Genomic DNA, 15,710 nt, shown 5'->3' on the forward strand with positions numbered 1-15,710 from the left:
ACATAACGGGATGTTTAATTTGAAAAAAAATTTTATTCTTTCTGTTCTTTATAAAGAATTTTTTATCTCTTTTATGATTGATAATATGATTCAGGTGATGTCTCCTTGCCGATATCGATGGAGGCACTCGGTCATGCTGTGGGTCTTTAGCCTTAGACGCAAGTCGTCGGTAGTGTGATGTGAGGACGGGTTAGATGCCCAAACTTATTAAAAATGTTAAGTATATGTATTTTTCTTAAGTATATATACTTAACATTTTTAGAATGTTAAGTGAATTTGCAATGGAAATGAGAAATCTAATGGTTTAATAAATGGACAAAAAGGGGGGATCACATGACCTATCGGCAGAGACTATCATTATTTATCTTCATTGATTCTTGTATTGTTTTATCGGCTATTTTCATTAGCCGTTTTTTAGTGAATGCAACCATTCATGTCATTACCTTGCCCATGTTAATAGGTTCAATCGTTATTTTACTAAGTCATTATGTTCTTTCCTTTAAATTTCATTTGTACAATAAAGCATGGGAATATGCCAGTATAGGCGAACTTTTAAGTATTTTAAAGGTAGTGACCACTTCAATCATCATCGCAACAGGTGTACAGTTATTTATTTTTCATGAAGTATTCTACCGTTTAATGACAGTAACGTGGTTATTAAATATGTCGTTAATAGGAGGTTCTCGTTTTCTGTGGAGAATGCATCGTGATTTCCATCTTCATAAGTTTGGGAAAAAGAGACGAACACTTATTGTTGGCGCAGGATCTGCTGGAGCTATGGTGGTAAGGCAATTACAACAGAATAATGAGGCAGATTTATTACCAATAGCTTTTATTGATGACGATCTTAAGAAACATAGGCTTGACATATTGGGAATTCCAGTAATAGGTGGTATTGATAATATCGAGAAAGCCGTTGCGGCACTGGATATTGATAACATCGTCATTGCCATTCCTTCCTTAAGCAAACAGGAGCTAAATGCAATATTTCTAGAATGTGCAAAAACAACAGCGAAAACACAAATTCTTCCGATGTTGGAAGATTTAATGACAGGCAAAGTTTCTGTAAATCAATTTCGCGATGTACAAGTAGAGGATCTACTAGGAAGAGAACCCGTGGAGTTGGATATAGATAGTATTTCTGAAAATATTACGAATAAAGTGGTCCTTGTGACTGGGGCAGGGGGGTCCATCGGTTCAGAAATTTGTAGGCAGGTGGCAAGGTTTCATCCAAGGAAATTAATCTTATTAGGACATGGGGAGAATAGCATCTATTCCATTGAGATGGAATTAAAGGAGTCTCATAAAAATTCTTCGATCGAATTTTCACCTGTCATAGCAGATATACAGGATCTTAAGAAAATGATGGCTGTGATGAGTACCTATCATCCAGATACCGTCTATCATGCAGCAGCACATAAGCATGTTCCCTTAATGGAAGCTAATCCGGAAGAAGCAATCAAAAATAATATTATTGGAACGATGAACACAGCAAAGGCAGCCAGCTGGAATGAAGTTCAAACGTTTGTAATGATATCAACGGATAAGGCGGTTAATCCCACAAGTGTAATGGGTTCATCCAAAAAGCTTGCCGAAATGATCATTCAGTATATGGATCAAGATAGCACAACAAAGTTTGTTGCTGTCCGATTTGGGAATGTGCTAGGAAGCCGAGGAAGTGTGATTCCATTATTTAAGCGACAGATTGAAAAAGGCGGCCCAGTTACAGTTACACATCCTGACATGGTCCGTTACTTTATGACTATACCCGAAGCCTCGAGATTAGTTCTCCAGGCCGGAGCATTAGCTAAGGGCGGCGAGATATTTGTTTTAGACATGGGCAATCCGGTGAAAATTGTTGATTTGGCCAGAAACCTAATCAAGCTTTCTGGAAATTCAATTGAAGAAATAGGCATTGAATTCTCTGGAATTCGGCCAGGTGAAAAACTATTCGAAGAACTATTAAAGGCAGATGAAGTTCATGATAGTCAAATTTACCCGAAAATTTATATTGGTAAAACATCCGAATTATATATGAATGAAATAGAGGAGATTATCTCCACTTATCAAATATTGGATAAATCAGAAATTCGGGAAAGGCTTTTAGCGCTTGCAAACTATAAAGAACCGGAGAAATTATCTGTTACCGTTTAAAGTGATGATTAGGGGATTGATGTTTATATGAAAAAGAAAGTGTTATTTTGTGCCACAGTGGATTATCACTTTAAAGCATTTCATTTACCATATTTGAAATGGTTTAAAGAACAGGGCTGGGAAGTTCATGTTGCTGCTTCTGGTGAAATTCACCTTCCGTTTGTGGATCGGAAATTTACTATTCCTATTCAAAGGTCCCCATTTAAAAAGGCGAATATTGAGGCATTTAAGAAGTTAAAGTCAGTAATTGACAAATTTAAATATAATATAATCCATTGTCATACGCCAATGGGTGGTGTGCTAACCCGACTGGCTGCAAAAGCAGCACGGAAAAACGGAACAAAAGTGTTGTATACAGCACATGGATTTCATTTTTGTAAAGGGGCTCCTTTACAAAATTGGATTCTTTACTATCCGATTGAAAGACTCCTTTCCAGGTATACGGATTGTTTAATTACTATCAATCAAGAAGATTTTCATCTTGCAAGGGAGCATCGTTTTAAATCACAGCAAATCCAGCATATTCACGGAGTTGGGGTTAATACAGAAGTATTTAGGCCAGTTGCGGTGAATGAAAAAAATAGACTAAGAGAAGTACAAGGATATAAATCTGATGATTTCTTAATGGTCTATGCTGCTGAATTTAATAAAAATAAGAACCATCGACTATTAATAGAATCAATTGCACGATTGAAAGAGGAATATCCCAATGCAAGGCTGTTGCTAGCTGGTGAAGGTCCACTTTTGCAAGAATGTTTAAATCTCGCTCATTCCTTAGATGTAGAACAAAAGGTTGATTTTCTTGGATACCGAAATGATGTAGAAGTGTTACTGAAAATGAGCGATATCGCTGTTGCTTCAAGTCTAAGAGAAGGACTACCAGTGAATATTATGGAAGCCATGTCATGCGGGTTGCCAGTAATTGCAAATGATAACAGAGGTCATAGGGAGCTAATTCAAAACAATCAAAATGGATGGATCATCATGAATAATGCTGCTGATTTTTCCGAAAGAATGAAAATACTGGCCGATAACAGTGAACTTAGAATGGAAATGGGTCAGTATGGACGTAATGAGATCCTGATCAGGTATAGCATCTATAAAGTACTGGAAGAGAAAAGTATGATCTATAGGAGCCTTATGGATATAAAGGAGGATATGGTGTGGGCGGTCCACTAAGAATCTTACATGTTGTTGTCAATATGAACCGTGGCGGTGCGGAAACCTTAATCATGAATCTGTATCGGAATATAGATAGATCAAGGGTTCAATTTGATTTCCTAACATGTAAAGAAGGGGTATTCGATACAGAGATAGTTAAACTGGGTGGTAACGTTTACAGAATCCCATATATCTCGGATGTTGGGCACTTTAAATATGTAAAGGAACTAAATAATTTTTTTACAAAAAATAATCATTATAAAATTGTTCATTCACACATGGATAAGATGACCGGTTTAGTTCTCCGCGAAGCTAAAAAAGCAGGTATACCTATTCGCATATCACATAGCCATAATACTAGTAGTGAGGGTGGGCTAGCTTCAAAAGTATATAAATGGTACGCTGGGAATTTCATCATTCCAAATACAACCAATTTTTTTGCTTGCTCAAATTATGCAGCAGAGTGGTTGTTTAAGAACAAATCACACTCTACCAGGATCCTGAAGAATGGAATTGAATGTGATAAATTTGTATTTTCACAAGGGGTTAGAGAAGAGGTAAGAAAGGAACTAAGGTTAGATAAAAATGTATTTATCCTAGGTCACGTAGGTAGATTTGCTCATCAGAAAAATCATGGGTTTCTTATTCATACTTTTGCTGAATATCACAAACTAAATCAAGATTCCGTTTTGGTTTTAGTTGGAACTGGGCCGCTGCGTTTAGTAATTGAGAAACAGGTTATGGATTTAAATTTAAAGGATAAGGTTATATTTATGGGGATTCGAAGTGACATCCAGCGTTTACTGCAGGCATTTGATGTTTTTGTATTTCCTTCCTTACATGAAGGATTACCTGTTTCATTAATTGAGGCACAAGGATCCGGGTTACCATGCATTATATCGGATAATATATCCCGCGAAGTTGATATTGGAAGTAATTTAGTTGAATTTATTCCTTTATCAGACAAAAGTTTGTGGATAGATAAAATAAAGGCAATATCATCTGCAGATTTTAGAAGAAGAGATCTTACAAGCACAATAGTTAAGCAAGGGTATGACATAAGAGAAACAGCGGAAAATATAGAGCATTTTTACTTAAGCATATCGGGGTGAGTTTTAAATGAAATTATTGACTGTATTTACTCCGACCTATAATCGAGCATATTGTCTTAATGCCTGTTATCAAAGCCTTCTACGGCAAACATGTAAAGATTTTGTATGGTTAATAATTGATGATGGGTCGACCGATAATACAAAAGAATTAGTAAGTAGGTGGATTAGGGAGAACAGGATTGAAATCAACTATCATTGGCAAGAGAACCAGGGGATGCATGGTGCACATAATACCGCCTATGAACTTATTAATACGGAATTAAATGTTTGCATTGATTCTGATGACTACATGCCTAAGGAAGCCGTTCAAAAGATTACAATGTTTTGGAAAAGGTACGGCAATAACAAGGTGAGTGGCATAGTCGGTCTGGACTCTACTAATGATAATAAAATTATTGGCACTGAATTACCTAAAGGTCTTCAAAGCTCTACATTGTTTGATCTATATTACAAATATGGTGTAACAGGTGATAAAAAACTTGTTTATCGAACCGAACTAACCAAGCAGCACCCATACCCATTATTTGAGAACGAAAAATATGTAGGGTTGGCCTATAAATACTATATGCTTGATATGGAATATGAATTGCTATTATTGAATGAAGTGCTTTGTTGCGTTGAGTATCTTCCAGATGGTTCCTCATTAAATATGTTTAAACAATATCGTAAGAATCCTAGGGGATTTGCATTCTACCGTAAAGAGCTTATGAGGTTACCATTTACTAGTTTTTCATTTAAGTTTAGGCAGGCCATACATTATGTTTCAAGTAGTCTTATGATTAAGAATTGGAGGCTTCTTAGAGAAACCCCAGGTAAAATCCTAACACTTTTGGCCCTTCCATTCGGCATTATTTTATACTTTTATATTGCTTCAAAAACAGGTCAGCCTGATTCAAATTAAACTTTACTAATACTATTATTGAAATAAGAATTACGGAAGGAATTATATTTATGACTATTCTATGGATCAATCTTGCCATAGTTTTTATTTTGTCATTTTTTTCAAGGTACTTCTCAGTTGCCACAGTGGGAATGCTCACTTCAGTTCCAATAAAGCCAAATAAATTTTTTGCCTTTGGTGCAATGATATCACTGGTACTAGTTTCAGGTCTTAGGTCTAATATCGGGGATACCTTCTTTTATAAGCATATATTTGAGACAAATGATTTCACATGGGAATATATTAATTCTCAAAAAGATATTGGTTTTGGAATCATGCAAATGGTTTTAAAAATGTATTCCAATGATCCTCAAATCTTAATTTTGACAACTGCAATAATTACGAATGTACTCGTTGTTCTTGTTTTGTACAAATACTCCCGAATGTTTGAAATAAGCACTTATGTTTATATTACTGGTGGATTATTTTTAGTTTCCATGAATGGTATGAGGCAATGTCTTGCAGCAGCGATAGTGTTTACGGCAACCAAGTTTTTAATAGGAGGCAATTGGTTTAAATACATTTTAATCGTACTTTTTGCCTCTACGTTTCATGAAAGTGCATTAGTTCTAATTCCAATATATTTTATGGTTAGATTTAAAGCATGGTCAAAAGCAACCTTTATTCTTTTACTCTTTTCCGTGGTGATTGTTATTGGGTTTGATAAATTTTCGGGTATATTATTTTCAGCAATACAAGATACGCAATATGGACACTATCAGAATTTTAATGAAGGTGGAGCAAGTTCTATTAGGGTTGCAGTAAATGCTATCCCTCTTGTAATCGCCTACTTTGGAAGGGAAAAGCTTCAGAGAATTTTCCCTGAGAGTGACTATATAGTGAATATGGCAATAATTGGATTGGTCTTTATGGTGGTTTCTACACAGAACTGGATCTTCGCAAGGTTTTCGATTTATTTCAGTTTATATGAGTTAATTCTTATTTCATGGATTATAAAGCTATTTAACGAGAAAGATCAAAGGTTCATCTATTATGCATTATTGATATGTTATTTTATCTTTTATTATTTCGAGAGTGTTATCTCGTTAAATATCATTTATAAAAGTGACTATTTATTTTAGACATTTTTGATAAGGGGAGGTGAATACATTGGAAAATACACCTAATAGAATTTTACATATTGTTAGCTCAATGGAACGCGGTGGAGCAGAAACCCTAATCATGAATATTTATCGGAATTTGGATCGATCAAAAATTCAATTTGACTTTATCTCACATTCAAACAAACAAGGAGATTATGAAAAGGAGATTCTGGAACTGGGGGGGAGAATATTCAAAATTCCCAGCTTAGGACAGCTTGGGCCATTCGCTTATCTAAAAGAATTAGTGAAAATTATGTCAGCAAATTCTTTTATTGCTGTTCATTCTCATACAGATTTTCAAGGTGGTTTTCCAGCATTAGCAGCAAAAATAAGTGGGGTGAAAAAGAGAATTTGCCACTCCCATAGTACCAATTGGAATAAAGGAAATCGATATTCCGAAAAATGGATATTAAGAGTTCTCCAAACAATCATTAAGTTTTCAGCAACCCATTATTGCAGCTGTAGTAATGAAGCAGCAGAGTTTCTCTTTGGAAAACATATTCTTAATAAAGGAAAAGTAAGTATTCTTAAAAATGGTATTAATCTCACCCAATTTTCTAATATAGACATTAACAGTAAAGAAAGTGTTTTCGACGAATTGGAACTCCCAAGAAATTCGAGGATTTTAGGTCATGTAGGGCGGTTCTCAGATTCAAAGAATCATATGTTCATCCTAAAAATTTTAAAGAAATTGGTTGATGAAGACAATTGTTTTGTAGCCTTATTAATAGGAGATGGTCCCTTAAAAGAAAGTATTGAAAAAGAAGCGGAGCGGCTAGGAGTTCTAAAAAATATCAGGCTATTAGGTGTAAGGGAGGATATCCCCCGGTTAATGAAAGCTTTTGATGTATTTCTATTTCCTTCACAATTTGAAGGGTTTGGTATCGTAGCATTAGAGGCTCAATGTGCGGGAACTCCATGTGTCATTTCCGATGCAGTACCACAAACAACAGATATGGGATTAGGATTAACATCATATGTCAGTCTTGATAAGGGGATAGAAATCTGGTGTTCTGAAGTGAAAGCTGCCTTAAATAAGGAAAGACCCGATAGTAGGCTAATTAACGAAAAAATATCCAATCGAGGTTATAACATTGAAAATAATCTCAATAATTGGATTGATTTATATGGGGCTAGCTGACTAAAGATAACACAGGAAAGCCAGGATAAAATGCATCATATTAATTTATTATTGGCGAGGAACTTATTATGAAAAAAAGAATACTCATTACATCCTTTGACTTGGCTATAGGTGGTGTAGAAAGAAGTTTAATAGGGTTATTAAGTCAAATAGACTACACAAAATATGATGTAGATTTAATGTTATTTAAACATGAAGGAGAATTCCTCTCATTCTTGCCAACTGGACCTAAATTATTACCAGAACTACCATCCTATACAACCTTTAGAATGCCAATTACTCAAATTGCAAAAGAAGGTCATTATCCTATTGCCCTTTCAAGAGTCATGGCGAGATTTATCGGATCTTTTCACGGGAAAATAAAAAACATTACCGAACCGGGCTACCTGGTTATTCAATATGGTTGGGAAATGGCTAATCCTTATTTACCAAAATTAAACAAAGAATATGATGTAGCCATAGGTTTCCTATGGCCACATCATTTTATAGCTGAAAAGGTAAAAGCCAAAAAAAGGATCGGCTGGATACATACCGACTATTCCAATATCCAATTGAATAGAAAACTAGAAACAAAAATGTGGGATAAATTAGACAATATCGTAGCTGTTTCTGAAGAATGTTCAAACACTTTCATAAATCTCTATCCGGACCAAAAACAAAAAACAATGGTTATAGAAAATATTTTGTCCCCCGCATTTATTAGGAAACAAGCAGATGACCATCAACCTGAAGAAATTGTAAAGACTCCTGGGAAAACAATTCTACTAACAGTTGGTCGCTTTTCCCATGCAAAAGGGTTGGATCAGGCAATAAAGGCATGTAAAGAATTGGTGAATGCTGGTTACGATGTTGAGTGGTATGTGGTTGGATATGGCCCACTTGAAGCAGAACTAAGAGAACTTATCAATCAATTAGACTTGTCAAATAGATTCTTTTTAATAGGTAAAAAGACAAATCCTTATCCATACATTAAAGCATGTGATATTTATGTGCAGCCATCAAGATATGAAGGCAAGGCGGTGACAATTAGAGAAGCCCAAATATTAGGAAAGCCTGTTGTTATCACGAATTTCCCAACAGCAAGAAGCCAAGCAACTGACGGTGTTGATGCCTTAATAACCACTCAAGATGTTACCGGTATTGCAAAGGGAATTGAAAGATTAATAAACGATGATGATCTTCGAAAGATGCTTGAATCAAATGTTCTTTCAAAGGATTACGGAAACGAAGACGAAATAGAAAAATTATATAACCTTATAGGAGAGAGATAAAAAAGGCGCTAAGAGAAGTATAGAAGAATTGTGTAGGGATTCATGAAACTGCAGTTAAAAAATCCAAACGGATATGAAAAAGGATTCGAAGATGAGAAAAATCACCACTTTGTAAATAGTGGTGATTTTTTAGATTAAAGTACTCTGGTGAGGTAGAAAAATGGATGGTACAAAATTATTAACCCAACAAAGATTGGAACAAATATTAATAAAAACAATTTCCAGGGGTCAGGATAATGAAAAGATTAGAGTCATAGAATTAATAGAAGAAATTAAACAATTAATTATCACAGAGAAAAGTAAAATGGAAACTTAGAATTGTAGGGGATGGCTTGTGTTGAAGCGATTGTTTGATCTATCAGTATCATTGATTATGTTAGTAGGTCTTTTCCCCATCTTTCTCATTATTGCTTTGTTGATAAAGTTAAAATTAGGATCACCCATCATTTTCAGGCAGCAACGTCCAGGATTATGGGGCAAACCTTTTTACCTTTATAAACTAAGAACAATGACAAATGAAAAAGATCATAAAGGCCAGTTGCTACCAGACTATGAAAGGTTGACCCGCTTTGGTCAGTTTCTAAGAAAATATAGTTTAGATGAATACCCTCAATTATTTAATGTGATCAAGGGTGATATTAGTTTAGTTGGACCGAGGCCATTGTTGATGGAGTATCTTCCGTTATATACAAAGGAGCAATCATTAAGGCATGATGTTAGACCTGGCATAACCGGTTGGGCACAAGTAAATGGGCGGAATGCAATAACGTGGGAAGAGAAATTTAAATTTGATGTCTGGTATGTAAACAATCGTTCCTTCTTACTTGATCTTAAAATTCTATTTTTGACAGTTTTTAAAGTAGCGACTTCGGAAGGAATAAACCAACCAGGAAAGGCTACAATGGAAAGTTTTAAAGGAACGAGTTCTACTGTGGGAGGTGGGCATGGATGAAAATTGCAGTGATTGGTTGTGGAGGCCACAGTAAGGTAATCGCTGACATGATTTTATCGAACAAAGAAAATGAAATTGTCGGTTTTTTAGATGACAAGTACGATGAGGTAGGGCTTGTTGAGAATATTTACTGCGGTCCAATTTCGTCTGTTAGACAGCTGGTTGAACGTTATCAAGATATAAAATTCGTTATTGCAATCGGCAATAATAGGGTTCGCCAATTCATTTTTCAGAAATTAAAACTTCCTGATGAGAATTATATTCCTGTCATTCATAAATCGGCGGTTATTAGTCCTAGCGCTGTTATAGGCTTTGGTACAGTGATCATGCCAAATACGGTAATAAATGCAGAAACAAGAATCGGGGTTCATTCAATAATAAACACAGCTTCAGTGATTGAGCACGATAGTTTAATTGGCGACTTTTGCCATGTATGCCCAGGAACCAACATAACAGGTACTGTTCAACTAGGTGAAGGAAGCTGTATTGGCGCAGGGGCGACCATTATCCCAAACACTAAGATTGGCGAATGGGTGACTATTGGTGCCGGGGCAACAGTCATAACGGATATTCCCTCCTATTGTACAGCTGTTGGTATTCCTGCCAAGATAAAAAAAGTTAATCCCATGAAGGTAGAGGTGAACTAATTGATAAAAACATCATTTAAACAGAGAATTTTTCTTTCGTCACCGCATATGAGTGGGAACGAGCAAAAGTACATTAAGGAAGCCTTTGAAACCAATTGGGTAGCACCTCTTGGTCCGAATGTCGATGCCTTCGAAAAGGAGATAGCCGAATATGTAGGAGTCAATGAAGCTGTTGCTGTAAGTTCAGGAACTGCAGCGATTCATTTGGCTCTTTCTTTATTAAATGTAAAAAAGGATGATAAAGTTTTTTGTTCAAGCCTCACCTTTATTGCAAGTGCGAATCCGATTATTTATCAGGGAGCTGAGCCAGTATTTATCGACTCCGAGCCTGATACCTGGAATATGTCACCCAAAGCTTTAGAAAAGGCATTTAAAGATGCATCCAATGAAGGAAATCTACCGAAAGCAGTCATTGTTGTGAACTTGTATGGGCAAAGTGCAAGGATGGAAGAGATATCTTCCATTTGCAATTATTACAATGTACCAATAATTGAAGATGCCGCGGAATCCCTTGGTTCTTCATATAAAGGAAAAGCTAGCGGAACTTTTGGCCAGTTTGGCATTTATTCATTTAATGGTAACAAGATTATTACAACCTCCGGAGGCGGTATGCTTATTTCCAATAATACTGTTGCAGCAAAAAAAGCTCGTTTTTTAGCTACTCAAGCACGGGACCCAGCGCCACATTATCAACATAGCAATGTTGGGTATAATTATCGGATGAGCAATATCCTTGCTGGGGTTGGAAGAGCCCAATTAGGGGTTTTAAATGAACGTGTGAAAGCAAGAAGAAGTGTTTTTAACCGATATTTTCAAGAATTATCCCATCTACCAGGCTTTTACTTCATGCCAGAACTAGGAAATACCATTTCCAATCGGTGGCTGACAGCCCTCACTATAATTGAAGAAGAGGCAGGTATTTCGGTTGGAAATTTGTTAGAAGCCCTTACTGAAGAAAATATTGAAGCAAGGCCAGTTTGGAAACCACTTCATATGCAGCCATTATTCCAAGGGGTTAAATACTATCCGCATGGGGAAAACGAGAATATCTCCGAGGGCCTATTTAAAAATGGGATATGTTTGCCCTCGGGATCTAATATGACAGAAGATGACCAAACAAGAATTATAAATTGCATTCAAGACACGGTATCTATAGGAAATGGAAGAAAGAGATATGTTTAATTAACACAAATGAAATTTTAGAAGATAAAAACGGGGTATGTCCAATGATAGGAAGAAATATATACGAAATTCGGATGAAAAAAGGTTTCACATTGTCAGAGCTTGCAGAGCGTGCTGGGATTTCTAAGTCCTACCTAAGTAACATTGAGCGAAATTTAAACCAAAATCCCTCGATTCAAGTCATTAGAAAGATTGCCCGTGTTTTGGATGTTGATTTAAAGTTTCTGATAAAAACAGGGCCAAGCGACGAAGCAGAACGGCAATTACTAGATAAAGAGTGGATTGATTTGGCAAATGAATTTAAACAATCTGGAATTGAAAAAAGTCAAATAAAAGAGGTCAAACAATTAATTGAATTTCTTAAGTGGCAGAACCAAAATATGGATATAAAAAAATAAGTACTTTTTTGATTTTATGCTTTCCGGATCTGGCCGACTTCACCATTTCCATTCTATTTAAAATTATGAAGGTAGGCGGATGTAATTTGAATCAAAAAGTAAGTGTGGTTGTTCCGATATATAATGTTGAACAATATCTTGCAAGATGTGTAGAAAGTATTTTACAACAAACATTTACAAATTTAGAAGTTATTCTTGTGAATGATGGATCACCTGATAATTGTGGAACCATCGCTGAAAACTATGCAATAGCCGATAGTCGTGTGAAAGTTTTCCATAAGGAAAACGGAGGATTATCCGATGCTAGAAATCATGGTATGCAGTTTGTTACAGGAGAATATACTGTTTTTGTTGATAGTGATGATTGGATGGATAAAGGCATGATTGAGGAACTTGTTAAAATTAGTAATGAATATCAAGCTGAAGTAGTCCAGTCAGCATTTTACTATGCCTACAATGATCACCTATTATATGACAATAGGGTTTATAACCAGAAGGCTCCTCCGTTAGTATTAGATAATAAATCATTAATGTATGAACTTGTAAGAAATGATGTTGTCAAGAATTTTGCATGGGGAAAGCTCTACAAGACTAAGTTAATTAAAAACATTCCTTTTAAAAAAGGTATTTTATTCGAAGATGTATTTTGGGCCCATCATGTTATGCAGAGCGTGCAAACATTTGTTAGTTTAAATAGACCTTATTATTTTTACTTGCAAAGAGATGATAGCATTGTAGCGACCTATTCTCCAAGGAACTTGGATATTCTTAAGGGATTAAAAGAAAGACATCGTTTTATTGAAAAGAATTATGAGGACCTAACTAATGAATCATATAAGGTACTTTTAAAGACTAATATTATCCAATACAACCTACTAATGAGAAACAGAAAAATAGATAATAAGGGACTGTATCGGAAAGAAATATACGGGTATATCAAGGGGAATTTTGCAGAAATACAAAAAGCAGCAAACGATGATAAATTCTTAAAAAGACAACTCATCCTGTTTAGCATTCATCCGTATTTAAACTTCCTTTTTCTGGTCCTTCAAAAGGTTTTGAGAAGGGTAAGAATTCTACCTCAACCTATTGGTCTGCAACGAATTGATATTAAGGTCACATTATAATTCATATTCTTATGGTACTCCTTGTAAATGGGGTGCTTTTTTAATTACACGGGGGTGAAGGATATTTGGTCAAACACTATATGGCATTTTTCATGATTTATCTATTCAACTGTCTCCCCATTAAGAAAAACAAAATATTTCTATTTAGTTACTATGGAAGCCAATATGGCTGTAATCCTAAATACATTTCGGAATATATTCTCAACAATTATCCTAAAGAAACATTCGATGTGGTTTGGGCATTCAATGATCTTACTGATAAGACACATTTGAGCGGTCTTCGAAAAGTAAAGATTATGACACTTAGATATTTTTATGAATTATGTACTTCTAAAGTTGTGATTACCAACTTTAGAACAACAGATTTATATGTTAAGAGGAAAAATCAGTATTATATTCAGACCTGGCATAGTTCTTTGCGTTTAAAACAAATAGAAAAAGATGCGGAAGAATCACTCCCACAAAACTATATTCAAATGGCCAAAAAGGACTCTGCTAAATGTGATTTATTATTATCTGGTTGTGAATATAGTTCAAAAATCTTTCAGCGAGCATTTTGGTATAAAGGAGAAATCATGGAGTTTGGCACTCCTAGAAATGATTTACTATTTAGCAATAATTCATTATTAAAAAAGAAAGTCCTAAAGGAATTGAATATAGAGGACAATCAAAGGGTTGTTCTTTATGCACCGACATTTAGGAAAGACAATAATAATTTTGCAATTTATAACTTAGAGTATTCCAACATCAAAAAATGCTTGAGAAATAGATTTGGTGGGGAGTGGACCTTTTTAGTCAAATTACATCCGCACCTAATATCCAAGTCTAAGGATTTATTCTTTGATGACAAAGTTATTGATGTAACCTCGTATGATGATATTCAAGAACTTTTAAGTATTGCTGACGTTTTAATCACTGATTATTCATCACTAATGTTTGACTTTTCCATCACTCAAAGACCATGCTTCCTGTTTGTACCAGATTTAGCCGAATATATAAAAAAGGATAGAACTTTATATTTTGATGTAAAGGAGCTACCTTTTATTTCTGCCGAATGCACAGAAGAGCTACTGGATAGAATAGAGAACTTTGATAAAGAAATATACTGTAAAAACCTATCCGATTTTTTAAAACAAGTAGGGTCATTTGAAAAAGGAAAGGCCAGTGAGCACCTAATCAAGCATATAGAAAAGGTTTGCTTTAATGTGGATAGGAGGAAAAGGTATGAAGGAAAAGCAATATAAAATCGGCTATACAACCGGAGTATTTGATTTATTTCATGTAGGGCATCTAAATATTTTAAAACGGGCAAAAGAACATTGTGAACATCTTATCGTTGGAGTAAGTACGGATGAATTAGTAATGGGTTATAAGGGGAAATTTCCAGTTATACCACACCATGAAAGAATGGAAATAGTTGAGGGGATAAAATATGTTGACAAGGTTGTTCCCCAAACCAATAGGGATAAATTTTTAGCTTGGGAAGCATTGCAATTTAATGTAATGTTTGTGGGTGATGATTGGAAAGGAAACGCAATATTTAATGAGGTTGAAAAGAAATTTAATCTTGTTGGGGTGGATATTATTTACTTTCCTTACACCCAGGGTGTTTCATCAACCCTTGTTAAACAAAAAATAACATTATAAAGAAACGAGAAGAGGACAATATGAAACCTGAAATCAGTATTATTGTACCTGTTTATAATATAGAGCATTATCTCCGGGAATGTGTTGATAGTATTCTTTCTCAAACCTTTACAAATTTTGAGGTTATTCTTGTAAATGATGGTTCATCCGATAATAGCGGAGATATTTGTAAAGAATATGCAAAATTGGATGGCAGGGTTAAGGTAATTAATCAGATAAATAAAGGTGTAAGTGCAGCCAGAAACGCTGGGATAAAGATTGCACAAGGTGCTTATATTGGTTTTGTTGATGGCGATGACTATATTGATAATAAAATGTACCAAGAACTTTATTCCCTATGTGAGGAATCAAAAAGTGACATCTCCATTTGTAAACTAGGCAGGGAAATCAATGGGAAGCTGATTAACAAAAGTCAAGACTGTTTTAAAAAGGAAATGGACAACAAAGAGGCAATGCGAGAACTTTTTAAAGGTGTTTTATACAGATTTTCATTATGTAATAAATTATTTAGAAGGAAATGTTTTGAGGATATACATTTTCCAGAAGGACGTATCCATGAAGATCTGTCCACAACTTATAAGCTTTTTGCAAATGCAAATAAAGCCGTATATACAAACAACATTGGCTATATATATGTGAAAAGAGAAAATAGTATATTAACCACTAGATTTAATGAGAAAAGGCTTGATGCATTTAAAGGATGGGACGAAATATTAGAGTTTATGAATGAAAGCTATCCGGAATTATCTGATGAATTTATATCATGTTTTGTTTACGGATGTATCGATAATATTTATTATATTTTGAACCAAGTAAATAGTAATAATGAAAAAAAGGTTTATATAAATTTCCTTCAAAAATATGTTAGAAAGTAT

The 15,710-nt window shown here is 34.9% G+C and carries 16 protein-coding genes; all 16 read left to right on the forward strand.

The features are described 5' to 3' along the window. The first annotated feature begins 333 nt into the window (after positions 1-333). Positions 334-2,154 (forward strand): polysaccharide biosynthesis protein, encoded by a 1,821-nt coding sequence (locus G6554_RS24120; protein ID WP_166246641.1) that lies wholly within the window; start codon positions 334-336, stop codon positions 2,152-2,154. A gap of 27 nt (positions 2,155-2,181) precedes the next feature. After that, positions 2,182-3,333, forward strand: a complete 1,152-nt coding sequence (locus G6554_RS24125) for a glycosyltransferase family 4 protein (RefSeq protein ID WP_166246642.1) — start codon at positions 2,182-2,184, stop codon at positions 3,331-3,333. After that, complete coding sequence (locus G6554_RS24130; RefSeq protein WP_166246643.1) at positions 3,318-4,427, forward strand: glycosyltransferase; 1,110 nt, start codon at positions 3,318-3,320, stop codon at positions 4,425-4,427. Before G6554_RS24125 ends, G6554_RS24130 begins: the two co-directional genes overlap by 16 nt. 7 nt (positions 4,428-4,434) lie before the next feature. Further along, complete coding sequence (locus G6554_RS24135) at positions 4,435-5,328, forward strand: glycosyltransferase family 2 protein (protein WP_166246644.1); 894 nt, start codon at positions 4,435-4,437, stop codon at positions 5,326-5,328. Between the two features lie 50 nt (positions 5,329-5,378). Next, entirely contained in the window at positions 5,379-6,449 is a 1,071-nt protein-coding gene (locus tag G6554_RS24140) for an EpsG family protein (RefSeq protein WP_166246645.1), read from the forward strand. A 70-nt stretch (positions 6,450-6,519) separates the two neighbouring features. Continuing rightward, positions 6,520-7,611, forward strand: coding sequence for a glycosyltransferase family 1 protein (locus tag G6554_RS24145; protein WP_166246652.1), 1,092 nt, complete (start codon positions 6,520-6,522; stop codon positions 7,609-7,611). A 65-nt stretch (positions 7,612-7,676) separates the two neighbouring features. Next, positions 7,677-8,882 (forward strand): glycosyltransferase, encoded by a 1,206-nt coding sequence (locus tag G6554_RS24150; protein ID WP_166246653.1) that lies wholly within the window; start codon positions 7,677-7,679, stop codon positions 8,880-8,882. Between the two features lie 160 nt (positions 8,883-9,042). Then, positions 9,043-9,198 (forward strand): YwzD family small protein, encoded by a 156-nt coding sequence (locus tag G6554_RS24155; RefSeq protein ID WP_166246646.1) that lies wholly within the window; start codon positions 9,043-9,045, stop codon positions 9,196-9,198. Positions 9,199-9,219: 21 nt separating this feature from the next. Continuing rightward, positions 9,220-9,834, forward strand: a complete 615-nt coding sequence (locus tag G6554_RS24160) for a sugar transferase (RefSeq protein WP_166246654.1) — start codon at positions 9,220-9,222, stop codon at positions 9,832-9,834. After that, the gene (locus G6554_RS24165; RefSeq protein WP_166246647.1) at positions 9,831-10,481 is read left to right on the forward strand and encodes an acetyltransferase; all 651 of its coding nucleotides are present in this window, start codon (positions 9,831-9,833) and stop codon (positions 10,479-10,481) included. Before G6554_RS24160 ends, G6554_RS24165 begins: the two co-directional genes overlap by 4 nt. Further along, on the forward strand, positions 10,482-11,663 hold the full coding sequence (locus G6554_RS24170) for a DegT/DnrJ/EryC1/StrS family aminotransferase (RefSeq protein WP_278187234.1): 1,182 nt from the start codon (positions 10,482-10,484) through the stop codon (positions 11,661-11,663). A gap of 44 nt (positions 11,664-11,707) precedes the next feature. After that, positions 11,708-12,061 carry a helix-turn-helix domain-containing protein gene (locus G6554_RS24175; RefSeq protein WP_166246648.1) on the forward strand — a complete coding sequence of 118 codons (354 nt, stop codon included), beginning with the start codon at positions 11,708-11,710 and terminating at the stop codon, positions 12,059-12,061. 86 nt (positions 12,062-12,147) lie between these two features. Further along, positions 12,148-13,188: a glycosyltransferase family 2 protein gene (locus tag G6554_RS24180; RefSeq protein ID WP_166246649.1), complete on the forward strand. Its 1,041-nt coding sequence runs from the start codon at positions 12,148-12,150 to the stop codon at positions 13,186-13,188. 65 nt (positions 13,189-13,253) lie between these two features. Then, positions 13,254-14,432, forward strand: a complete 1,179-nt coding sequence (locus tag G6554_RS24185; protein WP_242637713.1) for a CDP-glycerol glycerophosphotransferase family protein — start codon at positions 13,254-13,256, stop codon at positions 14,430-14,432. Further along, entirely contained in the window at positions 14,413-14,835 is a 423-nt protein-coding gene (locus G6554_RS24190; RefSeq protein ID WP_166246650.1) for an FAD synthase family protein, read from the forward strand. Before G6554_RS24185 ends, G6554_RS24190 begins: the two co-directional genes overlap by 20 nt. A 20-nt stretch (positions 14,836-14,855) precedes the next feature. Further along, positions 14,856-15,710: glycosyltransferase family 2 protein (locus G6554_RS24195; RefSeq protein WP_166246651.1), on the forward strand; the 855-nt coding region annotated here is incomplete at its 3' end.

The organism is Bacillus sp. MM2020_4, from assembly GCF_011250555.1.
In the GTDB taxonomy this organism is placed as follows: Bacteria; Bacillota; Bacilli; order Bacillales; family Cytobacillaceae; genus Neobacillus.